This is a genomic window from Pseudomonas sp. NBRC 111127 (genome assembly GCF_001320345.1).
In the GTDB taxonomy this organism is placed as follows: Bacteria; Pseudomonadota; Gammaproteobacteria; order Pseudomonadales; family Pseudomonadaceae; genus Aquipseudomonas; species Aquipseudomonas juntendi.
The window spans coordinates 22,024-47,193 of record NZ_BCBD01000010.1 but is presented as its reverse complement, the minus strand read 5'-3'; the positions used below and the strand labels follow the sequence as shown (position 1 = coordinate 47,193).

The window sequence follows — 25,170 nt, the reverse complement described above, 5'->3', positions numbered from 1 at the left end:
ATGAAACGTCTGCTGCTAACTGCGGTCATGTCCGCACTGATGATCGCTGAAGTTCACGCCGAGTCCTTCACCATCTCCGATATTCGCGTCAACGGCCTGCAGCGGGTATCCGCCGGCAGCGTGTTCGGTGCCTTGCCGCTGAACGTCGGTGACCAGGCTGATGACCGCCGCCTGGTGGACTCGACCCGTTCCCTGTTCAAGACCGGGTTCTTCCAGGACATCCAGTTGAACCGCGATGGCAATGTGCTGATCATCAACGTGGTCGAGCGCCCGTCGGTGTCGAGCATCGAGATCGAAGGCAACAAGGCGATCAGCACCGATGACCTGATGAAAGGCCTGAAGCAATCCGGCCTGGCCGAAGGCGAGATCTTCCAGCGTGCCACCCTTGAAGGCGTGCGTAACGAACTGCAGCGCCAGTACGTGGCCCAGGGCCGCTACTCGGCCGAGGTCGACGCCGAGGTGGTGCCGCAGCCGCGCAACCGCGTGGCACTGAAGATCAAGATCAACGAAGGCACGGTCGCGGCCATCCAGCACATCAACATCGTCGGCAACAACGTGTTCGACGACGATACCCTGGGCCAGTTGTTCGAGCTGAAAACCACCAACTGGCTGTCGTTCTTCAAGAACGACGACAAGTACGCCCGCGAAAAGCTGTCCGGTGACCTTGAGCGCCTGCGTTCCTACTACCTGGACCGCGGCTACATCAACATGGACATCGCCTCGACCCAGGTGTCGATCACGCCAGACAAGAAGCACGTCTACATCACCGTCAACATCAACGAAGGCGAGAAGTACACCGTTCGCGACGTGAAGCTGTCCGGTGACCTCAAGGTGCCGGAAGACCAGGTCAAGTCGCTGCTGCTGGTGCAGCCTGGCCAGGTATTCTCGCGCAAGGTGATGACCACCACGTCCGAGCTGATCACCCGCCGCCTGGGCAACGAGGGCTACACCTTCGCCAACGTCAACGGCGTGCCACAGCCGAACGAACAGGACCACACGGTAGACATCATGTTCGTGGTCGACCCGGGCAAGCGTGCCTACGTCAACCGCATCAACTACCGCGGTAACACCAAGACCGAAGACGAAGTGCTGCGTCGTGAAATGCGCCAGATGGAAGGCGGGTGGGCGTCGACCTACCTGATCGACCAGTCCAAGACCCGCCTCGAGCGCCTGGGCTTCTTCAAGGAAGTCAACGTCGAGACCCCACCGGTGCCGGGCACCGATGACCAGGTCGATGTCAACTACAGCGTAGAGGAGCAAGCCTCCGGTTCGATCACCGCCAGCGTCGGTTTCGCCCAGAGCGCGGGCCTGATCCTGGGTGGTTCGATCAGCCAGAGCAACTTCCTCGGCACCGGTAACAAGGTGTCCATCGGCTTGACCCGTTCGGAATACCAGACCCGCTACAACTTTGGCTTCGTGGATCCCTACTTCACTGCCGACGGCGTGAGCCTGGGCTACAACGCCTTCTACCGCAGCACCAACTACGATGACCTCGATGTCGACGTGGCCAGCTATGCGGTGGACAGCCTCGGTGCAGGTGTGAGCCTGGGCTACCCGATCAGCGAAACTTCGCGCCTGACCTACGGCCTGAGCGTGCAGCAGGACAAGATCAAGACCGGCAAGTACACCGTTGACGAGATCTTCGACTTCCTCGACCAGGAAGGCGACAACTTCCTCAACTTCAAGGCATCGATCGGCTGGTCCGAATCGACCTTGAACAAAGGTGTGCTGGCGACCCGTGGTCACTCGCAAAGCCTGACCCTGGAATCGACCATTCCGGGCAGCGACCTGTCGTTCTTCAAGCTCGACTACCGTGGCCAGCTGTTCCAGCCGATCACCAACGACTACACCCTGCGCCTGCACACCGAGCTGGGCTATGGTGATGGTTATGGCAGCACCTCCGGCCTGCCATTCTACGAGAACTACTTCGCGGGTGGCTTCAACTCCGTCCGCGGCTTCAAAGACAGCAGCCTGGGCCCACGCAGTACCCCAAGCCGCGGTGAGAACAATGGCGGTAAACCGGGGACTATTGAGGATCCGGACAAGGATCCACTACCGTTCGGCGGTAACGTCCTCGTACAAGGTGGCGTCGAGCTCCTGTTCCCACTGCCGTTCGTCAAGGACCAGCGTTCGCTGCGCACCTCCGTATTCTGGGATGTGGGTAACGTGTTCGACACCAATTGCGGCAACAAGCCTGATTGCGAGAAGGTCGGTTTCTCGGGCATGGCCAGTTCGGTCGGCCTGGGCGTGACCTGGATTACTGCACTGGGCCCGCTGAGCTTCAGCCTGGCAATGCCGGTCAAGAAGCCGGACGATGCCGATACCCAGGTGTTCCAATTCTCTCTGGGCCAGACCTTCTAAGGTCGGCCCTTGCTTAACGACAACGGTTTATCCAGGAGTGCATCGTGCGTAAATTGGCTCAACTGGCCGTAGTGGCCGCGGCGCTGGTCGCCACCCCGGCTTTCGCCGAAATGAAGGTTGCCGTGCTGAACTATCAGATGGCCCTGCTGGAATCGGACGCCGCCAAGAAGTACGCGGTGGATGCCGAGAAGAAATTCGGCCCGCAACTGACCAAGCTGAAAAGCCTGGAAAGCAGCGCCAAGGGTATCCAGGACCGCTTGATCAAGGGCGGCGACAAGATGCAGCAGCAGGAGCGTGAGCGCCTGGAGCTCGAGTTCAAGCAAAAAGCCCGCGACTTCCAGTTCCAGTCCAAGGAGCTGAACGAAGCCAAGGCCGTTGCCGACCGTGACATGCTCAAGCAGCTGAAGCCGAAGCTGGATGGCGCTGTCGAGGAAGTGATCAAGAAAGGCGGTTACGACCTGGTTCTCGAGCGTGGCGCGGTCATCGATGTCAAACCTCAGTACGACATCACCCGCCAGGTCATCGAGCGCATGAACCAAGCCCGTTGATATGAGTGTGACCATGACGCTAGGCCAGCTGGCCGAGGCCCTCGGTGCCACCCTGAAGGGGCCCGAGGCGCTGCAGATTACCGGGCTGGCCACCTTGCAAGAGGCTGGCCCCGGGCAGTTGACTTTCCTGGCCAACCCGCAGTACCGCAAGTACCTGGATAACTGCCAGGCCGGCGCGGTGCTGCTCAAGGCCGCGGACGCCGAAAGCTTTGCCGGCAATGCCCTGGTTGTGGCCGACCCGTACCTGGCTTATGCGCGGATTTCCCACCTGTTCGATCCGAAACCCAAGGCTGTGGCGGGAATCCATCCCAGCGCCGTGGTGGCCGAGGATGCCCAGGTAGATGCCAGCGCCAGCATCGGGCCGTTCGCGGTCATCGAAAGTGGCGCCCGTATCGGCGCCAACGTGAGCATTGGTGCACATTGCTTCATTGGTGCCCGTTGCGTGGTGGGTGAAGGCGGCTGGCTGGCACCGAGGGTCACGTTGTATCACGACGTCACCATCGGCAAGCGCGTGGTCATTCAGTCGGGTGCGGTGATCGGCGGCGAGGGCTTTGGCTTCGCCAACGAGAAGGGCATCTGGCGCAAGATCGCCCAGATTGGCGGCGTTACCATCGGCGATGATGTGGAAATCGGCGTGAACACGGCGGTCGACCGTGGCGCGCTGTCGGACACGCGCATCGGCGATGGGGTCAAGCTGGATAACCAGATCCAGATCGCCCACAACGTGCAGATCGGCGACCACACCGCCATGGCTGCGTGTGTCGGTATTTCCGGCAGCACGCGCATTGGCAAGCACTGCATGCTGGCGGGTGGCGTGGGGCTGGTGGGGCACATTGATGTTTGCGATAACGTATTCATTTCCGGAATGACCATGGTTACCCGCTCGATCACCGAGCCGGGCTCCTATTCTTCCGGTACTGCCATGCAGCCATTGGCTGACTGGCGCAAGAGCGCCGCGCGTATCCGCCACCTGGACGATATGGCCAAGCGCCTCCAGCAGCTGGAAAAACGCGTCGATACCGTGACCTCAGGTGGCCAGCCGGCATCAGAAGGCTGATACCATTCCCTGAGCAAGAGTGAACAGTCGCTAGCTGGCTCCTCTTTGGATTGCAAAAGGAGCGTGCGGTCAGCACCTGCGCTCCCTATTCTTATTACAGGCTTCCCCCCCGAAATGATGGACATCAACGAGATTCGCGAATACCTGCCTCACCGTTACCCGTTCCTGCTGGTGGACCGCGTGACGGAGCTGGACTACGAGGCCCAGAGCATTCGTGCCTACAAGAATGTCAGCATCAACGAGCCGTTCTTCAATGGCCACTTCCCGGCGCACCCGATCATGCCGGGCGTCCTGATCATCGAAGCCATGGCCCAGGCGGCCGGTATCCTGGGTTTCAAGATGCTCGATGCCAAGCCTGCCGATGGCACCCTGTATTACTTCGTCGGCTCCGACAAGCTGCGTTTCCGCCAGCCGGTGCTGCCGGGTGACCAGTTGGTGCTGGAAGCCAAGTTCCTCAGCCGCAAGAGCATGATCTGGAAGTTCGAATGCCGCGCCCTGGTCGACGGCAAGCCGGTGTGCTCGGCAGAAATCACCTGCGCGGAACGCTCCCTATGAATTCGATTGATCCTCGGGCCATCATCGATCCCTCGGCCAAGCTCGCCGACGGTGTCGAGGTGGGCCCTTGGTCGATCGTGGGCCCCGATGTCGAGGTCGGGGAGGGCACCGTTATCGGCCCGCATGTTGTGTTGAAGGGGCCGACCCGCATCGGCAAGCACAACCGTATCTTTCAGTTTTCGTCGATTGGCGAAGACACCCCGGACCTCAAGTACAAGGGTGAGCCGACGCGCCTGGTGATTGGCGACCACAACGTGATCCGCGAAGGGGTGACCATTCACCGTGGGACCATTCAGGACCGTGCCGAAACCACCCTGGGTGACCACAACCTGATCATGGCCTATGCCCACATCGGCCACGACAGCGTCATCGGTAATCACTGCATTCTGGTCAACAACACGGCCCTTGCCGGGCATGTGCATGTGGGCGACTGGGCGATCCTGTCCGGCTACACCCTGGTGCACCAGTACTGCCATATCGGTGCCCACGCGTTTTCCGGCATGGGTACGGCGATCGGCAAGGACGTGCCGGCCTTCGTGACCGTGTTCGGTAGCCCGGCCGAAGCCCGCAGCATGAACTTCGAGGGCATGCGCCGGCGCGGGTTCAGCGCCGAAGTGATCCACGTGCTGCGCCGCTGCTACAAAATTGTCTATCGTCAGGGCCTTACCGTCGAAGACGCACTCAAGGAACTGGCCGAGCCTGCTGCGCTGCACCCTGAGGTCGAGCTGTTCCGCCAGTCGATCGTGAACTCCGCTCGCGGCATCACCCGCTGACATGGCCCGGCTTTGCGTAGCGCTGGTGGCCGGTGAGGCCAGCGGCGACATTCTGGGTTCAGGCCTGATGCGTGCCCTCAGGGAGCGCCACCCCGACATATGCTTTATCGGGGTGGGCGGCCCCTTGATGGAAGCCGAAGGCCTGCAATCCTATTTCCCGATGGAACGCCTGGCGGTCATGGGCCTGGTGGAGGTGCTGGGGCGCCTGCGCGAGCTGCTCAAGCGGCGCAAACTGCTGATCCAGACACTGATCGATGAAAAGCCGGATGTGTTCATCGGTATCGATGCGCCTGACTTTACCCTTAACATCGAGCTGAAACTGCGGCAGGCCGGGATCAAGACCGTGCACTACGTCAGCCCGTCGGTCTGGGCCTGGCGGCAGAAGCGGGTGCTGAAGATCCGCGAAGGCTGCGACCTGATGCTGACCCTGCTGCCGTTCGAGGCGCGGTTCTATGAAGAGCAGGGCGTGCCGGTGCGCTTTGTCGGCCACCCGCTGGCCGACACCATCCCGCTGCAAGCCGACCGCACAGCTGCGCGTGCCGCCCTGGGCCTGGGCGAGGGCCCGGTGGTGGCCCTGATGCCGGGCAGCCGTGGCGGCGAGGTTGGCCGCCTGGGGGCGTTGTTCCTCGATGCTGCCGAGCGCCTGTGCCACCACGTACCGGGCGTGCGCTTCGTGCTGCCGTGTGCCAACGCGGCGCGGCGCGCGCAGGTCGAGCAGATGCTCGAAGGGCGGCAGTTGCCGCTGATGCTGCTCGATGGCCAGTCGCACCAGGCCCTGGCCGCCTGCGACGCGGTGTTGATCGCCTCGGGTACCGCCACCCTCGAAGCCATGCTGTACAAGCGGCCGATGGTGGTGGCTTACCGCCTGGCGCCGCTGACCTACTGGATTCTCAAGCGGCTGGTGAAAAGCCCCTATGTGTCGTTGCCCAACCTGTTGGCGCAGCGTGAGCTGGTACCTGAACTGCTGCAGGACGCTGCCACCAGCGAGGCGTTGGCCAATACCCTGGTACCGTTGTTGCGCGATGGGAGCCGGCAGACCGAACGTTTCGACGAAATTCACCGCACCCTGCGCCGCGACGCCTCCAATCAGGCGGCCGAGGCGGTGCTGGCCCTGCTCAAGGACCGCTGACATGCAATTTGGACTGGACTTCAACCTGGTCGAAGACCTGGTCGCCGGCGTTGACGAAGTGGGCCGTGGCCCGCTGTGCGGTGCGGTAGTAACGGCAGCGGTGATCCTCGACCCAACCCGGCCGATCCTCGGCCTGAACGATTCGAAAAAACTCACGCAAGCCAAGCGCGAGGCCCTGTTCGACGAGATTTGCGAAAAGGCCCTGAGCTTTTGCATCGCCCGTGCCGAGGTCGAGGAAATCGACCGGCTCAATATCCTGCAGGCCACCATGCTGGCCATGCAGCGCGCGGTCGAAGGCCTGCACGTTACACCGAAGCTTGCGCTGATCGACGGCAACCGCTGCCCGAAACTGGCCGTGCCGGCAGCGCCGGTGGTCAAGGGCGATAGCCAGGTCCCGGCGATTGCGGCAGCCTCGATTCTGGCCAAGGTCAGCCGTGACCGTGAAATGAGCGCGTTCGAGCTGATCTACCCGGGTTACGGTATCGGCGGGCACAAGGGCTACCCCACGCCGGTACATCTGGAGGCCTTGGCCCGGCTTGGGCCTACGCCCATTCATCGGCGTTCGTTCGCACCGGTGCGGGCCGCCTGGGACGCGCGTGAGGGCGTCATCGGTTCCCTGGTCTGACCAAATGGGGCGGGCCCCTTGTAGGCGCGGCTTTAGCCGCGAACACCGGCACAGCCGGTGCCATCCACCGCGTCGCCTGGTTCGCGGGTAAACCCGCTCCTACACGCAGCCCCAAAACCCCCGCGCAATTAAGCTACAATCCCGCCCTTGTCGTTCAGCACTGCTACAGGATCTCCCATGTCGGTTCCCTTCGTTCACCTGCGCGTCCACTCCGAATTCTCGCTGGTTGACGGCCTGGTGCGGATCAAGCCGCTGGCCAAGGCGCTGGCCGGGATGAACATGCCAGCAGTGGCCATCACCGACCAGAGCAACATGTGCTCGCTGGTGAAGTTCTACAAGACGGCCATGGGCGCCGGCATCAAACCGATCTGTGGGGCAGACCTGTGGCTGGCCGGCGCCGACCCGGAAGCGCCGCTGTCGCGCATCTGCCTGCTGGCCATGAACCCCAAAGGCTATCGCAACCTCACCGAGCTGATCTCGCGCGGCTGGACCGACGGCCAGCGCAACGGCCTGGTGATCCTGCAGCGTGAATGGATCGCGCCGGCCAGCGAAGGCCTGATCGCCTTGTCGGCCGGCAAGGAAGGTGACATCGGCATGGCCCTGCTGGCCGGCCGTGACGACGAAGCCCAGGCCCTGCTGCAAGACTGGATGGGCATGTTCCCCGAGCGCTTCTACGTAGAAGTGCAGCGCACCAACCGCGCCCGCGACGAGGAATATGTGCATGCTGCCGTGGCCCTGGCCGACAGGCTCGGCGCGCCGCTGGTGGCCACCAACGACGTGCGTTTCATCAAGCAGTCCGACTTCGACGCCCATGAAACCCGGGTTTGCATCGGTGAAGGCTGGACCCTAGACGACCCCCGCCGGCCGCGTTGCTACAGCGACCAGCAGTACCTCAAGTCGTCCGAGGAAATGGCCGAGCTGTTCAGCGACCTGCCCGATGCCATCGCCAACACCGTCGAAATCGCCAAGCGTTGCAACATCCAGGTGCAGTTGGGCAAGTACTTCCTGCCCGACTTCCCTACGCCAAACGGCATGGGCATCGACGACTACCTGCGGCACGTGTCCCACGAAGGCCTGGAAGAGCGCCTGGCGGTCCTGTGGCCCAAGGAAACCACGCCCAATTACGAAGAGAAGCGCCAGGTTTACCTCGACCGGTTGAAGTTCGAACTGGACATCATCATCCAGATGGGCTTCCCCGGTTACTTCCTGATCGTGATGGACTTCATCAAGTGGGCCAAGAACAACGACGTGCCGGTAGGCCCTGGCCGTGGTTCGGGCGCAGGTTCGCTGGTGGCCTATGTGCTGAAGATCACCGACCTCGACCCGCTGGCCTATGACCTGCTGTTCGAGCGCTTCCTCAACCCTGAACGTATTTCCATGCCCGACTTCGACGTCGACTTCTGCATGGATGGCCGTGACCGGGTGATCGACTATGTGGCCGAGGCTTATGGCCGCAACGCGGTCAGCCAGATCATCACCTTCGGCACCATGGCTGCCAAGGCGGTGGTGCGTGACGTGGCACGGGTTCAGGGCAAGTCCTACGGCCTGGCCGACCGCCTGTCGAAGATGATTCCGTTCGAAGTGGGCATGACCCTGGAGAAGGCCTACGAGCAGGAAGAGATCCTGCGTGACTTCCTCAAGGGTGACGAGGACGCCCGCGAAATCTGGGACATGGCGCTGAAGCTCGAAGGTGTGACCCGGGGTACCGGCAAGCACGCCGGTGGCGTGGTGATCGCCCCGACCAAGCTCACCGACTTCTCACCGATCGCCTGTGACGAAGAAGGCGGCGGCCTGGTAACCCAGTTCGACAAGGATGACGTCGAGGCGGCGGGGCTGGTGAAGTTCGACTTCCTCGGCCTGCGTACCCTGACCATCATCAAGTGGGCCATGGAGATCATCAACCGCGAGCAGGCCAAGAAAAACCTGCCCGACGTGAATATCGACTTCATCCCGCTGGACGACCGCAAAACCTACGAGCTGTTGCAGAAGGCAGAAACCACGGCGGTATTCCAGCTTGAATCGCGTGGCATGAAGGAGCTGATCAAGAAGCTCAAGCCCGACTGCCTGGAAGACCTCATCGCACTGGTGGCACTGTTCCGCCCCGGCCCGCTGCAGTCGGGCATGGTGGACGACTTCATCAACCGCAAGCACGGCCGTGCCGAGCTGGCCTACCCGCACTCCGACTACCAGTACGAAGGCCTCAAGCCGGTGCTGGCCCCCACCTACGGCATCATCCTGTACCAGGAACAGGTGATGCAGATTGCCCAGGTGATGGCCGGCTACACCCTCGGCGGCGCCGACATGCTGCGCCGGGCCATGGGCAAGAAAAAGCCCGAGGAAATGGCCAAGCAGCGCGGTGGTTTCATCGAAGGTTGCGTGGCCAACAATATCGATGCGGACCTGGCAGGCAACATCTTCGACCTGGTAGAGAAGTTCGCCGGTTACGGCTTCAACAAATCCCACTCCGCGGCCTACGGCCTGGTGTCGTACCAGACTGCCTGGCTGAAAACCCACTACCCGGCACCGTTCATGGCGGCGGTGCTGTCGGCGGACATGCACAACACCGACAAGGTGGTGGTGCTGGTGGAGGAGGTGCGCAGCATGAAGCTGCGCCTGGATGCGCCGGACGTGAACTTCTCCGATTTCAAGTTCACCGTGAACGACGACGGCCGTATCGTCTACGGCCTGGGCGCCATCAAGGGCGTCGGCGAAGGCCCGGTAGAGGCCATCGTCGAAGCCCGTGCCCAGGGCGGGCCGTTCAAGGACCTGTTCGACTTCTGTGAGCGCATCGACCTCAAACGGGTCAACAAGCGCACCCTCGATGCGCTGGTGCGCAGTGGCGCGCTGGACCGGTTGGGCCCGCATTTCCATGACGAAATCAAGGCCTACCATGCCCACATCGACATCAACCGGGCGACCTTGCTTTCGGCACTGGGTGAGGCCATCAAGGCCGCCGAGCAGGCCGCGCATACCGCGGACAGTGGCCATGTCGACTTGTTCGGGGGCATGTTCGACGCGGCGGATGTCGATGTTTACGCCAACCACCGCAAGGTGCGCGAGCTGACCCTGAAGGAACGCCTGAAAGGCGAAAAGGACACCTTGGGGCTGTACCTGACCGGCCACCCGATCGACGAGTACGAAACCGAGATTCGCCGCTTCGCCCGCCAGCGCATCATCGACCTCAAACCGTCGCGTGAAACCCAGACCATCGCCGGCATGATCATTGCGCTGCGGGTGATGAAGAACAAGAAGGGTGACAAGATGGGCTTCGTCACCCTGGATGACCGCTCCGGGCGGATCGAGGCCTCGCTGTTCGCCGACGCCTATATCGCGGCGCAGTCGTTGCTGCAGGCCGACGCCATGGTGGTGGTCGAAGGGGAGGTCAGCAATGACGACTTCTCCGGTGGCTTGCGCCTGCGGGTCAAGCAGGTCATGACCATGGAAGACGCGCGCACCAAGCTGGCCGAAAGCCTGCGCCTGAAGGTGGCGCACGAAGCCTTGAAGGGCGACCGGCTGAAATGGCTGGGCGAACTGATCACCCGCCACCGCGGTGCCTGCCCGATCACGCTGGAGTACACCGGCAGTGACGCCAAGGCCATGTTGCAGTTTGGCGAGCAGTGGGCGATCGACCCTGCCGATGGGCTGATTCAGGCACTGCGTGACCAGTTCGGACGTGAGAACGTCTTCCTGCAATATCGTTGAACCGACAAAAATTTAATCTCGACCTGAATGCGCCTGATCCCTTAAGGTATGGCGCCAAACGGATCAACCGGCCGGCCGCCTGGCCGTAGACCCAAGACGGATGACTATGAACCCGAATTTTCTCGATTTCGAACAGCCGATTGCCGACCTGCAAGCCAAGATCGAAGGCCTGCGCCTGGTGGGTAACGACAATTCGCTGAACATCAGCGATGAAATTGCCCGTCTGCAAGACAAGAGCAACACCCTGACCGAAAGCATCTTCGGCAACCTGACCAGCTGGCAGATTGCACGCCTGGCGCGTCACCCACGTCGTCCCTACACCCTGGACTACCTGGAGCACATCTTCACCGAGTTCGAAGAGCTGCACGGCGATCGCCACTTCTCCGATGACGCTGCCATCGTCGGCGGCACTGCGCGCCTGGATGGCAAGCCGGTCATGGTCATCGGCCATCAGAAAGGTCGCGAAGTGCGCGAAAAGGTGCGCCGCAACTTCGGTATGCCGCGCCCTGAAGGTTACCGCAAGGCCTGCCGCCTGATGGAAATGGCCGAGCGCTTCAAGATGCCGATCCTGACCTTCATCGACACCCCGGGTGCCTACCCGGGCATCGACGCCGAAGAGCGCAACCAGAGCGAAGCCATCGCCTGGAACCTGCGGGTGATGGCGCGCCTGAAAACCCCGATCATCGCCACCGTGATCGGTGAAGGTGGGTCGGGCGGTGCACTGGCCATTGGTGTCTGCGACCAGCTCAACATGCTGCAGTACTCCACCTACTCGGTGATCTCGCCAGAAGGTTGCGCTTCGATCCTGTGGAAGACCGCCGACAAGGCTGCCGATGCTGCCGAAGCCATGGGCATTACCGCCGAGCGTCTGAAGAGCCTGAACATCGTCGACAAGGTCATCCAGGAGCCGCTGGGCGGCGCCCATCGTGACCCGGCTGCGATGTCGGAAAGCATCCGCGCTGACTTGGTGCAGCAGCTGGACATGCTCGGCAAGTTCGACAATGACGCGCTGCTGGCGCGTCGTTACGAGCGCCTGATGAGCTACGGGCTCTGATTCCGTGATGTGATCCGGGGGCCGCTTTGCGCCCCATTCGCCGGCAGGCCCGCGCTCTCATGGTGTGGGACCTGGCTTGCCGGCGAATGGGGTGCAAAGCACCCCCGGCGATCTCAAGCCATGTGAGGCCTTCATGATCAACCTCACCCCCTGGCTCAACGCCCCCACCTGGTACATCGCCTTCTCCGGCGGCCTCGACTCTACCGTCCTCCTGCACCTGCTGGCCGACTACGCCCGCAGCCACGCAGCGCCGCCCTTGCGTGCGGTTCATGTCCACCATGGCCTGCAAGCCGCCGCCGACGCCTGGCCCGCCCGTTGCCAGGCCGTCTGCGCCAACCTCGGCATCGCACTTGAGGTAATCCACGTTCAGGTCAGCCCCGGCGCCAGCCTGGAGCAGGCGGCCCGCGACGCCCGTTATGCGGCTTTCCAGCAAACCCTCGGTCCGGGCGACATTCTGTTCACCGGCCAGCACCGTGACGACCAGGCTGAAACCCTGCTGTTGCGCTTGCTGCGCGGTGCCGGTTTGCGTGGCCTGGCGGCCATGCCGGGGCAACGGCCGCTAGGGCAGGGCAGCCTGGTCAGGCCGTTGCTGGGCTGTGCCCGGCAGCAGTTGCAGGCCTATGCGCAGGCCCGCGGGCTCGCCTGGATCGACGACCCTTCCAACGCTGACACCCGTTTTGCCCGCAACTTTCTGCGCCGGGAGGTGATGCCGCAGTTGCAGCAGCGCTGGCCACAGGTTGGCCAGAATTTCGCCCGTGCCGCCGAGCACCTGGGCGAGGCGCTGGGCCTGCTCGACGAACTGGCCCAGGGCGATCTGGTGACCGCGCAGCAGGGGGCGCCTGCCGCCTGGCCGGGGCTGGCCTCCCTCGACCTGGCTAGCCTGGTGGCGCTGTCGCCGGCGCGCCAGCGCAACGCCTTGCAGTACTGGCTGAGCCAACGCACGCGGCTGCCCGATACCCGCCATTGGGCGGGTTGGGCAGACCTGCGCGATGCCGCCGCCGATGCCCAGCCGGTGTGGCGGCTGACCGACGGGCAGTTGCAGCGTAGCCAAGGGCGCATCTGGTGGCTGAGTGGCGACTGGCTGCAGCCAGCCGCCGGTCAGCTGGCCTGGCCGGATCCAGGTGTGCCGTTGCCACTGCCGGGCAACGGTAACGTGCGGCTTGTTGGCGCAGCCGGGGTTGGCGGGCTGCGGGTTGGCTACCGCCAGGGCGGTGAAATACTGGAGGTGCCCGGGCGCGGCCGGCGCGACCTCAAACGCCTGCTCAACGAGCAGCAGGTGCCGCATTTCCTGCGTGCGCGCCTGCCCTTGCTGTACCAGGGCGAGCGCCTGCTGGCAGTGGCCAATTTGCCCGGGCTGGGGCAGGCGGGTTGGCAGTTGCACTGGCAGTTACCGACGAACGCGCAAGGTTTGAGCTGAAGGGTACATTCGGGTAGACTACCCTCCCTTCTTGATACAGCTTCTGTGGGTTCCGCGAAAACACAGGAGTTGCCGATTACCAAGCAGTTTTTTGCTGGGCTGATTCTGAAATGACGAGCGAGCTCCATGCCGGGGATACCCCTGGTCTGTACAGACGCGGCAGTTGTTCGAGATGCACTGTGATTGACGCAGGTGATCGGGGGCTTCGGCCTTCCTTCGCTTTCTCCGGCGGCGCTGGCCGCCTTAACGCAGACTTCTAGGGTTTTTCATGACGCGCTACATATTCGTCACGGGCGGTGTTGTTTCTTCATTGGGGAAAGGCATTGCCTCGGCTTCCCTGGCGGCCATCCTGGAAGCGCGGGGCCTGAAGGTCACCATGCTCAAGCTGGATCCGTACATCAACGTCGACCCGGGCACGATGAGCCCGTTCCAGCATGGTGAAGTGTTCGTCACCCACGATGGCGCCGAGACCGACCTCGACCTGGGCCACTACGAGCGGTTCATCCGCACCACCATGACCCAGAACAACAACTTCACCACCGGCCGTATCTACGAGCACGTGCTGCGCAAAGAGCGCCGTGGTGATTACCTGGGCGCGACCATCCAGGTCATTCCGCACATCACCGACGAAATCAAGCGCCGCATCATCAAGGGTGCTGGCGACGCCGACGTGGCCCTGGTGGAAATCGGCGGTACCGTGGGCGACATCGAGTCGCAGCCATTCCTCGAGGCCATTCGCCAGCTGCGCGTCGAAGTGGGTTCCAAGCGCGCCATGCTGATGCACCTGACCCTGGTCCCGTACATTGCCACTGCTGGCGAAACCAAGACCAAGCCGACCCAGCACTCGGTCAAGGAACTGCGCTCCATCGGCCTGCAGCCAGACGTGCTGATCTGCCGTTCCGACCACCCGGTCGATGCTTCCTCGCGCCGCAAGATCGCGCTGTTCACCAACGTTGAAGAGCGTGCGGTGATTTCGCTGGAAGACGTCGACACCATCTACAAGATCCCGGGTGTGCTGCACGCACAGGGCCTGGACGACTTCGTCGTCGAGCGCTTCGGCCTGCAGTGCAACGGCGCCGACCTGTCCGAGTGGGACAAGGTGGTCGATGCCAAGCTCAACCCTGAGCACGAAGTGACCATCGCCATGGTCGGCAAGTACATGGAACTGCTGGATGCGTACAAGTCGCTGATCGAAGCGATGAGCCACGCCGGTATCACCAACCGTACCAAGGTCAACCTGCGCTACATCGACTCGGAAGACATCGAGAACCAGGGCACCAGCCTGCTCGAGGGCGCCGATGCCATTCTGGTCCCCGGCGGTTTCGGCCTGCGTGGCGTGGAAGGCAAGATCACTGCGGTTCAATATGCCCGTGAGAACAAGGTGCCGTACCTGGGCATCTGCCTGGGCATGCAGGTCGCGGTGATCGAATTCGCCCGTAACGTCATGGGCTGGAAAGACGCCAACTCCACCGAGTTCGACCGCAACAGCGGCCACCCGGTCGTCGGCCTGATCACCGAGTGGGCCGATGCCACCGGCGCGGTCGAAACCCGTGACGAGGCCTCCGACCTGGGCGGCACCATGCGCCTGGGTGCACAGGACTGCCAGCTGGCAGCCGGCTCCAAGGTGCACGACTGCTATGGCAAGGACGTGATCACCGAGCGCCACCGCCACCGTTACGAGGTCAACAACAACCTGCTGCCACAGCTGGTTGACGCCGGCCTGGTGGTTTCCGGTCGTTCCGAAGACGGCGCGCTGGTCGAAGTGGTCGAGTCCAAGGACCACCCATGGTTCGTTGCCTGCCAGTTCCACCCGGAGTTCACCTCCACCCCGCGTGACGGTCATCCGCTGTTCAGCGGCTTCGTCAAGGCGGCCCTGGCGCAGAAGAACAAGGCCTGATTTTTTCGGGTCTTTGGTGAGTTTTCCGACGGTTAAGTCCGCGCGAGGCTCATTTCTCGGGTAAAGTACGCCCCGATCTACCCCTGACCACTCGGTCAGGGGTTGCTTTTGCCAGGCCTGCCTGCTGCGTCCCTGCCTGGTGAAAGGCAAGAATTCCCTAAAGCTGCGTTGTTTTCGTCAATTCTGGAGTGCTTACAACAATGGCAAAAATCGTCGACATCAAAGGTCGTGAAGTTCTCGACTCGCGTGGCAACCCCACCGTGGAAGCCGATGTACTGCTCGACAACGGCATCATCGGCAGCGCTTGCGCGCCGTCCGGTGCTTCCACCGGCTCGCGCGAAGCGCTGGAGCTGCGTGATGGCGACAAGAGCCGTTACCTGGGCAAGGGCGTGCTGAAGGCTGTCGCCAACATCAACGGCCCTATCCGCGACCTGCTGCTGGGCAAGGACCCGGCTGACCAGAAGGCCCTGGACCGCGCCATGATCGAGCTGGACGGTACCGAGAACAAGGCCAAGCTGGGCGCCAACGCCATCCTGGCTGTTTCCCTGGCTGCCGCCAAGGCCGCTGCCCAGGACCAGGACCTGCCGCTGTACGCGCACATCGCGAACCTGAACGGCACCCCAGGCCAGTACTCCATGCCGGTTCCGATGATGAACATCATCAACGGCGGCGAGCACGCCGACAACAACGTCGACATCCAGGAATTCATGGTTCAGCCGGTTGGCGCCAAGACCTTCTCCGACGGCCTGCGCATGGGCACCGAAATCTTCCATCACCTCAAGGCTGTGCTCAAGGCCCGTGGCCTGAATACTGCCGTGGGTGACGAAGGTGGCTTCGCCCCTAACCTGGCGTCCAACGAAGATGCCCTGGGTGCAATCGCCGAAGCCGTCGAAAAAGCCGGCTACAAACTGGGCACCGACGTGACCCTGGCACTGGACTGCGCCGCTTCCGAATTCTACGAAGACGGTAAGTACAACCTGTCCGGCGAAGGCAAGTCGTTCGATGCCGAAGGCTTCGCAGACTACCTCAAAGGCCTGACCGAGCGTTTCCCGATCATCTCCATCGAAGATGGCCTGGACGAGTCGGACTGGGCTGGCTGGAAAATCCTCACTGACAAGATCGGTGAAAAGGTTCAGCTGGTTGGCGACGACCTGTTCGTGACCAACACCAAGATTCTCAAGGAAGGCATCGAGAAGGGCATCGGCAACTCGATCCTGATCAAGTTCAACCAGATCGGCTCGCTGACCGAAACCCTCGAAGCCATCCAGATGGCCAAGGCTGCCGGCTACACCGCGGTGATTTCGCACCGTTCCGGTGAAACCGAAGACTCGACCATTGCCGACCTGGCCGTGGGTACCGCTGCGGGCCAGATCAAGACCGGTTCGCTGTGCCGTTCCGACCGCGTATCCAAGTACAACCAACTGCTGCGTATCGAAGAGCAACTGGGCGCCAAAGCGGTTTACCGTGGTCGTGCCGAGTTTCGCGGCTAAGCAAGAGATGGTAAAAAGGCAGCAGCCGGAGTTGTAGGAACGTTCTTACTGAACTTTCCTTCTTCCCAACGGGTTTCTGTCAACGAAGCCTGGCCTCGGCCAGGCTTCGTGCTATTCGAGCTCCCGTAAAATGCGCGGCAGCCTTTTTGACCTGGATAACGTGATGCGCAGTCCCTATTGGGTGTTCCTTATTCTGCTCCTGCTGTTGGGTGGCCTGCAGTATCGTCTGTGGGTCGGCAATGGCAGCCTGGCGCAAGTGACCGAGCTGAAGCAGCAGATTGCTGAACAGCACGCCGAAAACGAGCGCCTGCTGGAGCGTAATCGCGTGCTCGATGCTGAAGTGCTGGAGCTGAAAAAAGGCATGGAGACCGTTGAAGAGCGGGCTCGCCATGAATTGGGGATGGTCAAGGAGGGTGAAACCCTCTTCCAGTTGCCACAGAAATGATCGATACCTTACCGGCCTTCTGGGCCGTGATTCCAGCGGCGGGCGTAGGCGCCCGCATGGCTGCCGACCGCCCCAAGCAGTATCTGGAGCTGGCAGGGCAGACCCTTCTCGAGCACAGCCTCGACTGTTTTCTTGGCCACCCGACGCTTAACGGCGTGGTGGTCAGCATTGCCGAACACGACCCTTACTGGCCTGCCCTGGGCTGTGCCAGCGACCCGCGTATCCAACGCGCGGCGGGCGGGCGCGAGCGCGCCGATTCGGTACTCAATGCCTTGCTGCTGCTGCATGCCCAAGGGGCGGCGGACAGCGACTGGGTGCTGGTGCACGATGCTGCGCGGCCCAACCTGGCGCGTAGCGACCTGGACAAGCTGCTGGCGGAGTTGGCGGATGACCCGGTGGGTGGCCTGCTGGCGGTGCCGGCGCGCGACACGCTCAAACGTGCCGATGGCAAAGGCCGGGTCAGCGCCACCGTTGACCGCAGCACCATCTGGCAGGCCTACACGCCGCAGATGTTCCGCCTGGGGGCGTTGCACCGGGCGCTGGCCGAGTGCCTGGTGTCGGATGTCGTCGTGACCGATGAAGCTTCTGCCATCGAGTGGTCCGGGCAGGCGCCGCGGCTGGTCGAAGGGCGCAGCGACAACATCAAGGTGACCCGGCCGGAAGACCTGGAGTGGTTGCGCCAGCGCTGGGCAGGTAGACGCTGAGAACACCGGGTCCGCTGCGCGGCCCTATCGCAGGCAAGCCAACTCTCATAGAACAGTACATAACTTATTAACTAGCGGGATCTTTGTGGGAGCCGGCGTGCCCGCGAACACCGGCGTAGCCGGTGCCAGCCACCGCGCTGGATTCTTCGCGGGCACGCCCGCTCCCACAAGGCCCCCTTTGCAATCAGGCCCCGCGATACTCCGGCAACCCCGCCAACCCTTCCTTTAGATAGTCCACCAACCGCCGCACTTTCGGCGACAGGTGCCGCTGTTGCGGGTACAGCGCCCAAACCGCGGTATTGGGCGGTTGATGCCCCTCCAGCAACGACACCAGCGCGCCGCTGTGCAGGTGCTCCAGTACGTAATAGTCCGGCAACTGGCACAGCCCCATGCCTTGCAAGGCTGCATCCAGAACCGCCTGGCCACTGTTGCAACGCCAGTTGCCCTGCACCCGCTGGCTGATCTCGCGGCCGTCCTGCTGCAGTGCCCACGCATCCGAGCTGCCGATCAGGCAATTGTGCCGCGCCAGTTCCGACAGGCTGTGCGGCCGGCCATAGCGCTCCAGATAGGCTGGCGATGCGCACAGGTACATGCGCCGCGGCGCCAGGCGGGTCGCCACCAGTCGCGAATCGGCCAGCCTGCCCAGGCGGATGGCCAGGTCCATGCCTTCATGCAGCAGGTCAAGGGTGTGGTTGTTCAACTCCACATCCACGCGCAACTGGGGATACAACGCCATGAAGCGGGTGACCAACGGCACGATGAAGCGCTCGCCATACGCCACCGCGCAGGTCATGCGCAGCAGGCCCTTGGGCTCGCTGGCCAGGTCACCCATGGCGCGCAGGGCTTCTTCACGGCCATCCTGCAGGCGCTGGCAATGCTGTAGAAAGGTTTGCCCGGCTTCACTCAAGGTCACGCGGCGGGTACTGCGGTACAGCAGGCGGGTCTGCAAGCGTTCTTCCAGCCGGGCGATCTGCCGGCTGATGTGTGACGACGAAACCCCCAGGCGCTCGGCGGCAGCCGTGAACTGCCCCGATTCGGCGACAGCCACAAATTCATCGATGCCTTCCCAGCGGTTGCTCATGATTATCCCTGCACAGCAATAATGTTTTGTCTTTGCCTGGATTATTCATCAAAAGTCAGTGAATTACACTGGTGGTCTGAACTGACACCCTGTCTGGAGACACTCGATGATCAAGTCCCGTGCTGCTGTAGCCTTCGAAGCCAAGAAACCCCTGGAAATCGTCGAAGTCGACGTGGCCATGCCCAAGGCCGGTGAAGTGCTGCTGCGCGTGGTCGCCAGCGGTGTCTGCCACACCGACGCCTACACCCTGTCGGGTGCCGACCCGGAGGGCATCTTCCCATCCATTCTTGGCCATGAAGGCGGTGCGATCGTCGAAGCAGTAGGCGAGGGCGTGACCTCGCTGGCCGTGGGCGACCACGTGATCCCGCTGTACACCCCGGAATGCGGCAAGTGCAAGTTCTGCCTGTCGGGCAAGACCAACCTGTGCCAGGCGATCCGTGCTACCCAAGGCAAGGGCCTGATGCCGGACGGCACCACGCGCTTCTCCTACAAAGGCCAGCAACTGTTCCACTACATGGGCACCTCGACTTTCTCCGAGTACACGGTGTTGCCGGAAATCTCGGTGGCCAAGATCCAGAAAGAAGCCCCTCTGGAAAAGGTCTGCCTACTGGGCTGCGGCGTGACTACCGGTATCGGTGCCGTGCTCAACACCGCCAAGGTCAAGCCGGGTGACACCGTGGCCATCTTCGGCCTCGGCGGCATCGGCCTGTCGGCAGTGATCGGTGCGGTGAAGGCCAAGGCCTCGCGCATCATCGCCATCGACATCAACCCGGCCAAGTTCGAGATCGCCCGTCAGCTGGGCGCCACCGACTGCGTCAATCCGAAAGACTACGACCGCCCGATCCAGGAAGTGATTGTCGATCTGACCGACGGTGGCGTGGACTTCTCCTTCGAATGTATCGGTAACGTGCAACTGATGCGTGCTGCCCTGGAATGCTGCCACAAAGGGTGGGGCGAGTCGGTCATCATCGGCGTGGCCGGTGCCGGCCAGGAAATCGCCACCCGGCCGTTCCAGCTGGTGACCGGCCGGGTCTGGCGTGGCTCTGCGTTCGGTGGCGTGCGTGGCCGCAGCGAGTTGCCGAGCTACGTGGAAATGTCCGAGAAAGGCGAGATTCCGCTGGATACGTTCATCACCCACACCATGGGCCTGGAAGACATCAACAAGGCCTTCGACCTGATGCATGAAGGCAAGAGCATTCGCAGCGTCATCCACTTCTGAGGTGCGCCATGAGCCTGGATAACATCTCTTGCCAGAAAAGCTTCGGCGGCTGGCACAAGCGCTACCGGCACCATTCCAGCGTGCTGGGTTGCGACATGGTGTTCGCCGTGTACCTGCCGCCACAGGCCGAGCAGGGTGCCAAGCTGCCGGTGCTGTACTGGCTGAGCGGCCTGACCTGTACCGACGAAAACTTCATGCAGAAGGCAGGCGCCCAGCGCCTGGCTGCCGAACTGGGGTTGATCATCGTTGCGCCGGACACCAGCCCGCGTGGCGAGCAGGTGCCTGGCGACCCGGACGGCGCCTGGGACTTTGGCCTGGGGGCCGGCTTCTACCTCAATGCCACCCAGCAGCCTTGGGCCAAGCACTACCGCATGCATGACTATGTGGTAGAGGAGCTGCCGGCGTTGATCGAGGCGCATTTCCCGGCCTCGGCCGAGCGCAGCATCAGCGGCCATTCCATGGGTGGGCACGGTGCGCTGGTGTGCGCTTTGCGCAACCCGGGGCGTTATCGCTCGGTGTCGGCGTTTTCGCCGATCAGCAACCCCATGGATTGCCCGTGGGGCGAGAAAGCCTTCAGCCGCTACCTGGGTGACGACCGCGCGCGCTGGCGTGAGTGGGATGCCAGCGTACTGCTGGCCGAGACGGCCGCTGGCCAGTGCCCACCGTTGCTGGTGGACCAGGGCGACCGTGACGACTTCCTCGAAAAGCAGCTCAAACCTGAAGCGCTGGAGCAGGCAGCACGCAAGGGTGGCCACGAGCTGACCCTGCGCCTGCAGCCAGGCTATGACCACAGCTACTACTTCATTGCCAGCTTCATCGAAGAGCACCTGCGCCACCATGCGGTGGCGCTGGGGCGGGTGTAGGGCTTTGCATTTTCGGTGTCTGTGAGATCGAGCGCCGCCAGCGCGGCGCTTGATCGCATAGGCGCTAAAATTCTGAGGCGATCACCTCCAGCCCCAATGGCAGCCAAAGCAGGTAGAATCACGCCCTGACTCATTCAGGGCGTTTTCTTATGCGTATTGGCCACGGCTACGATGTGCATCGTTTCTGCGACGGTGATTTCATTACCTTGGGCGGGGTGCGTATCCCGCACACATTCGGCCTGCTGGCCCATTCCGACGGCGACGTGCTGCTGCACGCCCTGAGCGATGCCTTGCTTGGCGCTGCAGCGCTGGGTGACATCGGCAAGCACTTCCCCGACACCGACCCCCAGTTCAAGGGTGCCGACAGCCGCGTGCTGTTGCGGCACGTGGTGGGCATCGTCCACGCCAAGGGCTGGAAGGTCGGCAACGTCGACGCCACCATCGTCGCCCAGGCGCCGAAAATGGCCCCGCACATCGAAACCATGCGGCAGTTGATCGCCGAAGATCTGCAAGTCGAACTCGACCAGGTCAACGTCAAGGCCACCACCACCGAAAAACTCGGTTTCTGCGGCCGCGAGGAGGGCATTGCCGTGCATTCGGTTGCCCTGCTGCTGCCAGCATGACGGAACTGCAACTGCTGGGCCCGCGTGCATCGGGCGAGGTATTGGGCACCGCTGTGCTCAAGGCAGTGGCCGAGGATTTCCAGGTCGACGAGGTGTTGGATATCCCGTTGTCGGGCCAGGGCGAGCACCTGTGGTTGTGGGTCGAAAAGCGTGACCTCAATACCGAAGAAGCCGCCCGCCGCCTGGCCCGCGCCGCAGGCGTGCCGGTGCGCAGCATCAGCTATGCCGGGCTGAAGGACCGCCAGGCGCTGACCCGCCAGTGGTTCAGCCTGCACCTGCCAGGCAAGGCCGACCCGGACCTGTCACGCGCCGAAGATGCCACCCTGCGCGTGCTCAAGCAGGTGCGCCACCAGCGCAAGCTGCAGCGTGGTGCGCATTCGGCCAACGGCTTCACCTTGCGCCTGACCGCGCTGAATGCCGATCACCAGGCGCTGGATGCGCGGCTGCAACTGCTCAAGCAACAAGGCGTGCCCAACTACTTCGGCAGCCAACGCTTCGGTCACGGCGGTGGCAATGTGCATGACGCCCTGGACTGGGCGGCGCGCAAGGCCTTGCCCGAGCAACGCAACACGCGCTCACGGCTGCTGTCGGCCGGGCGCAGCTACCTGTTCAACCAGGTGCTGGCGGCGCGTGTCGCCGACGGCAGCTGGAACCGGGCCCAGGTCGGCGATCTGCTGGCGTTCACCGACAGCCGCAGTTTTTTCCCTGCAGGTGAAGCGGAATGTACCGACCCGCGCCTGGCCATTCTCGACCTGCACCCGACTGGCCCGATGTGGGGCGCGGGCGGTTCGCCCGCCGCCGCCGCACCGGCGCAGCTGGAAAATGCCGTAGGCGACCAGCAACCGGCGCTGTGCCAATGGCTGGCCCTGGCGGGCATGGATCACGAACGGCGTATTCTGCGGCTCCCTATTGGCGGCCTTACGTGGCATTATCCCGAGCCTGATATCCTGCAACTGGAATTCCTCCTGCCGGCCGGATGCTTCGCCACCGTGGTGGTGCGTGAAGTCGTGGATCTGGTGTCGGCAGGGCAGACGGACAGCCCATGCGTATTCTGATTTCGAACGACGACGGTGTTACCGCACCCGGGATCGCCGCGCTGCACGCTGCGCTGGCGGATTACGCCGAGTGCGCGGTAATTGCCCCGGAGCAAGACAAGAGCGGCGCCAGCAGTTCGCTGACGCTGGACCGGCCCCTGCACCCGCAGACCTTGGCCAACGGCTTCATCAGCCTCAACGGTACGCCGACCGACTGCGTGCACCTGGGGCTCAACGGGCTGTTGCCGTACACCCCGGACATGGTCGTGTCGGGGATCAACTTGGGTGCCAACCTGGGGGACGACGTACTGTATTCGGGTACGGTCGCCGCGGCGCTGGAGGGGCGCTTCCTCGGGGGGACGTCGCTGGCGTTCTCGCTGCTCTCGCGCCAGCCCGACAACCTGCCGACCGCGGCGCATATCGCCCGGCGCCTGGTCGAGGCGCAGTCGCGCCTGGCACTGCCCCCGCGTACCGTGCTCAACGTCAACATTCCCAACCTGCCGTTGGCGCACATCCGCGGCATCCAGCTGACCCGGCTGGGGCACCGCGCGCGGGCTGCCGCGCCAACGAAGGTGGTCAACCCGCGCGGCAAGGAAGGCTACTGGATCGCCGTTGCCGGCGATGCCGAGGACGGCGGCCCGGGCACCGACTTCCATGCGGTGATGCAGGGTTACGTGTCGATCACCCCGCTGCAACTCGACCGCACCTTCAGTGATGCCTTCGAGCAGCTCGATGGTTGGCTGGAGGGCCTGCTCTGATGCGCGAGGACGATATGCTGCGGCGGGGCATCGGCATGACCTCCCAACGGACCCGGGAGCGGCTGATCCAGCGCCTGTGCGAAGAGGGCGTCTCGAACACCCAGGTGCTCGACGTGATCCGCCGCACCCCGCGCCACCTGTTCGTCGACGAAGCGCTGGCGCACCGCGCCTACGAAGACACCGCACTGCCAATCGGCCACAACCAGACCATCTCGCAGCCATTCATGGTTGCCCACATGAGCGAGTTGCTGCTTGAAGCCGGGCCGCTGGACAAGGTGCTGGAGATCGGCACCGGGTCCGGCTACCAGACGGCGGTGCTGGCGCAGTTGGTCGAGCGGGTATTCTCGGTGGAGCGCATCAAGGTGCTGCAAGACCGTGCCAAGGAACGCCTGCTGGAGCTGAACCTGCGCAACGTGGTGTTCCGCTGGGGCGACGGTTGTGAGGGCTGGCCGGCGCTGGCACCGTACAACGGCATCATCGTCACCGCCGTGGCACCGGAAGTGCCCCAGGCGCTGCTTGACCAACTGGCTCCCGGTGGCCGGCTGGTCATACCGGTAGGGCCTGCGGGCGAAGCGCAGCAATTGATGCTGATCGTCCGCGAAGAGCATGGCTTCTCGCGTCGCGTACTCGGTGCGGTGCGTTTTGTCCCGTTGCTGAACGGGCCGCTGGCCTGAGCAGCACCGGTGCGCGGCCGGGGTATTTTTGCGTGGGCGGCGAATTCTCGCGGCGCCGCCCTGTCTATCAGGCGGGGCGTGGCGTAAACGCATCGCTTGCAGTAACGCTGCGCAACAGCCTGGCGGCGGCCTGCCAATCCCGGCTCGCTTGGTTATAATTGCAACAATATTGCATTTCTTGTCTTCATATCGTTTTTCGGCACCATGAGGGGAGCGCGGGTGGGTCACACAGTCATTCGGCAGCGCAAGGACGGTTCGGGCTTCAAGCTTCTGGTGATTGCATTGGCCATGGGCACGCTACTGGTGGGTTGCTCGAGCACCGGCAGCAACAGCGCGCGCGTGGTCGACCGCAACAGCAGTGCGCCCAAGCGCCCGACGGTGACCTCCGGGCAATACGTCGTCAAGCCTGGCGATACCCTGTTCTCCATCGCCTTCCGTTATGGCTGGGATTACAAGGAGCTGGCGGCCCGTAATGGTATCGCGCCGCCCTACACCATCCGCCCGGGCCAGGCGATTCGTTTCAGCAGCGGCTCCGGCAGCAGCACCACAGTGGTGTCCGGTCCGTCCTCTTCAAGCCGCACCACGGTCACGCGGCGGCCTGTCACAGCGCCCGCCAGTTCCAGCAAACCCGCTACCCCGGCTGGCACCACCAGCGCGCCGGTGGTCGCCACTGTGCCTGCCGCAGAGCGCGCGGTAGGGGGGTGGACCTGGCCCGCCAATGGGGTGCTGATTGGAAAATTTGCTTCAAACGGTAGTTTGAATAAAGGCATTGATATCGCCGGTGATTTGGGACAGCCTGTTTTTGCTGCGTCTGATGGTGCAGTGGTTTACGCCGGGAGTGGATTAAGGGGCTACGGCGAGCTGATCATCATCAAGCACAGCGATACCTACGTCAGTGCCTACGGTCACAACCGCAGGCTGTTGGTTCGGGAGGGGCAGCAGGTCAAGGCAGGGCAGTCGATTGCTGAAATGGGGTCCACGGGCACTGATCGGGTGAAGCTGCATTTCGAGATTCGCCGCCAGGGCAAACCCGTCGATCCGCTCCAGTTCCTGCCACGTCGTTGACCGTTGTACCCGGCCTGTTCCTGTGATGTAGAGGGGACAGGCTCAAGCGCTGCCAGGGATAAAGGTGCCGCTCGAGTCTGAGTTCGAACTCAGCAA

At 63.0% G+C, this 25,170-nt stretch carries 22 protein-coding genes; 21 read left to right on the top strand and 1 reads right to left on the bottom strand.

Annotation, left to right across the window (positions count from 1 at the left end; all coding sequences use genetic code 11):
- The 14 genes from bamA (at nucleotide 1) to ispD (ending at nucleotide 17,757) form a co-directional block, all read left to right on the top strand.
- The gene (gene bamA / locus APH30_RS03695; protein WP_054911711.1) at nucleotides 1-2,361 is read left to right on the top strand and encodes an outer membrane protein assembly factor BamA; all 2,361 of its coding nucleotides are present in this window, start codon (nucleotides 1-3) and stop codon (nucleotides 2,359-2,361) included.
- Nucleotides 2,362-2,405: 44 nt separating this feature from the next.
- Nucleotides 2,406-2,909: an OmpH family outer membrane protein gene (locus tag APH30_RS03690; protein WP_003252311.1), complete on the top strand. Its 504-nt coding sequence runs from the start codon at nucleotides 2,406-2,408 to the stop codon at nucleotides 2,907-2,909.
- Nucleotide 2,910: 1 nt separating this feature from the next.
- On the top strand, nucleotides 2,911-3,966 hold the full coding sequence (gene lpxD / locus APH30_RS03685) for a UDP-3-O-(3-hydroxymyristoyl)glucosamine N-acyltransferase (protein ID WP_029886979.1): 1,056 nt from the start codon (nucleotides 2,911-2,913) through the stop codon (nucleotides 3,964-3,966).
- A gap of 114 nt (nucleotides 3,967-4,080) precedes the next feature.
- Nucleotides 4,081-4,521, top strand: a complete 441-nt coding sequence (gene fabZ, locus APH30_RS03680; protein WP_004375427.1) for a 3-hydroxyacyl-ACP dehydratase FabZ — start codon at nucleotides 4,081-4,083, stop codon at nucleotides 4,519-4,521.
- On the top strand, nucleotides 4,518-5,294 hold the full coding sequence (gene lpxA / locus APH30_RS03675; protein ID WP_009686941.1) for an acyl-ACP--UDP-N-acetylglucosamine O-acyltransferase: 777 nt from the start codon (nucleotides 4,518-4,520) through the stop codon (nucleotides 5,292-5,294). Before fabZ ends, lpxA begins: the two co-directional genes overlap by 4 nt.
- Before the next feature lies 1 nt (nucleotide 5,295).
- Nucleotides 5,296-6,423, top strand: coding sequence for a lipid-A-disaccharide synthase (gene lpxB / locus APH30_RS03670; RefSeq protein WP_054911710.1), 1,128 nt, complete (start codon nucleotides 5,296-5,298; stop codon nucleotides 6,421-6,423).
- Between the two features lies 1 nt (nucleotide 6,424).
- Complete coding sequence (gene rnhB, locus APH30_RS03665) at nucleotides 6,425-7,048, top strand: ribonuclease HII (RefSeq protein ID WP_029886977.1); 624 nt, start codon at nucleotides 6,425-6,427, stop codon at nucleotides 7,046-7,048.
- A 177-nt stretch (nucleotides 7,049-7,225) separates the two neighbouring features.
- Nucleotides 7,226-10,750: a DNA polymerase III subunit alpha gene (gene dnaE, locus APH30_RS03660; RefSeq protein WP_009686938.1), complete on the top strand. Its 3,525-nt coding sequence runs from the start codon at nucleotides 7,226-7,228 to the stop codon at nucleotides 10,748-10,750.
- A gap of 106 nt (nucleotides 10,751-10,856) precedes the next feature.
- Nucleotides 10,857-11,804 (top strand): acetyl-CoA carboxylase carboxyltransferase subunit alpha, encoded by a 948-nt coding sequence (locus tag APH30_RS03655; protein WP_009686937.1) that lies wholly within the window; start codon nucleotides 10,857-10,859, stop codon nucleotides 11,802-11,804.
- A gap of 133 nt (nucleotides 11,805-11,937) precedes the next feature.
- Nucleotides 11,938-13,221 carry a tRNA lysidine(34) synthetase TilS gene (gene tilS, locus APH30_RS03650; RefSeq protein ID WP_054911709.1) on the top strand — a complete coding sequence of 428 codons (1,284 nt, stop codon included), beginning with the start codon at nucleotides 11,938-11,940 and terminating at the stop codon, nucleotides 13,219-13,221.
- Between the two features lie 268 nt (nucleotides 13,222-13,489).
- Nucleotides 13,490-15,118, top strand: a complete 1,629-nt coding sequence (locus APH30_RS03645) for a CTP synthase (protein ID WP_012270851.1) — start codon at nucleotides 13,490-13,492, stop codon at nucleotides 15,116-15,118.
- Nucleotides 15,119-15,318: 200 nt separating this feature from the next.
- Nucleotides 15,319-16,608, top strand: coding sequence for a phosphopyruvate hydratase (eno, locus tag APH30_RS03640; protein WP_054890065.1), 1,290 nt, complete (start codon nucleotides 15,319-15,321; stop codon nucleotides 16,606-16,608).
- A gap of 163 nt (nucleotides 16,609-16,771) precedes the next feature.
- Nucleotides 16,772-17,053, top strand: coding sequence for a cell division protein FtsB (gene ftsB / locus APH30_RS03635; protein WP_009686932.1), 282 nt, complete (start codon nucleotides 16,772-16,774; stop codon nucleotides 17,051-17,053).
- Nucleotides 17,050-17,757, top strand: coding sequence for a 2-C-methyl-D-erythritol 4-phosphate cytidylyltransferase (gene ispD / locus APH30_RS03630; protein ID WP_009686931.1), 708 nt, complete (start codon nucleotides 17,050-17,052; stop codon nucleotides 17,755-17,757). Before ftsB ends, ispD begins: the two co-directional genes overlap by 4 nt.
- A 184-nt stretch (nucleotides 17,758-17,941) precedes the next feature.
- On the opposite strand, the gene APH30_RS03625 is transcribed toward ispD, so the two are convergent.
- The gene (locus APH30_RS03625) at nucleotides 17,942-18,838 is read right to left on the bottom strand and encodes a LysR substrate-binding domain-containing protein (RefSeq protein WP_047150206.1); all 897 of its coding nucleotides are present in this window, start codon (nucleotides 18,836-18,838) and stop codon (nucleotides 17,942-17,944) included.
- Nucleotides 18,839-18,944: 106 nt separating this feature from the next.
- On the opposite strand from APH30_RS03625, the gene APH30_RS03620 reads away from it, so the two are divergent.
- The 7 genes from APH30_RS03620 to APH30_RS03590 all read left to right on the top strand — a co-directional run bounded on the left by APH30_RS03620 (nucleotide 18,945) and on the right by APH30_RS03590 (nucleotide 25,074).
- Nucleotides 18,945-20,057, top strand: a complete 1,113-nt coding sequence (locus tag APH30_RS03620; RefSeq protein WP_054911708.1) for an S-(hydroxymethyl)glutathione dehydrogenase/class III alcohol dehydrogenase — start codon at nucleotides 18,945-18,947, stop codon at nucleotides 20,055-20,057.
- A gap of 8 nt (nucleotides 20,058-20,065) precedes the next feature.
- Entirely contained in the window at nucleotides 20,066-20,920 is an 855-nt protein-coding gene (gene fghA, locus APH30_RS03615; RefSeq protein ID WP_009686066.1) for an S-formylglutathione hydrolase, read from the top strand.
- Between the two features lie 149 nt (nucleotides 20,921-21,069).
- On the top strand, nucleotides 21,070-21,543 hold the full coding sequence (ispF, locus tag APH30_RS03610; protein ID WP_054911707.1) for a 2-C-methyl-D-erythritol 2,4-cyclodiphosphate synthase: 474 nt from the start codon (nucleotides 21,070-21,072) through the stop codon (nucleotides 21,541-21,543).
- Nucleotides 21,540-22,598: a tRNA pseudouridine(13) synthase TruD gene (truD, locus tag APH30_RS03605; protein ID WP_054911706.1), complete on the top strand. Its 1,059-nt coding sequence runs from the start codon at nucleotides 21,540-21,542 to the stop codon at nucleotides 22,596-22,598. Before ispF ends, truD begins: the two co-directional genes overlap by 4 nt.
- Nucleotides 22,586-23,335, top strand: coding sequence for a 5'/3'-nucleotidase SurE (gene surE / locus APH30_RS03600; RefSeq protein WP_009686063.1), 750 nt, complete (start codon nucleotides 22,586-22,588; stop codon nucleotides 23,333-23,335). Before truD ends, surE begins: the two co-directional genes overlap by 13 nt.
- Before the next feature lie 35 nt (nucleotides 23,336-23,370).
- The gene (locus APH30_RS03595; RefSeq protein WP_009686062.1) at nucleotides 23,371-24,009 is read left to right on the top strand and encodes a protein-L-isoaspartate(D-aspartate) O-methyltransferase; all 639 of its coding nucleotides are present in this window, start codon (nucleotides 23,371-23,373) and stop codon (nucleotides 24,007-24,009) included.
- A gap of 219 nt (nucleotides 24,010-24,228) precedes the next feature.
- The gene (locus APH30_RS03590) at nucleotides 24,229-25,074 is read left to right on the top strand and encodes a peptidoglycan DD-metalloendopeptidase family protein (RefSeq protein ID WP_054881999.1); all 846 of its coding nucleotides are present in this window, start codon (nucleotides 24,229-24,231) and stop codon (nucleotides 25,072-25,074) included.
- The last annotated feature ends 96 nt before the right edge of the window (nucleotides 25,075-25,170 follow it).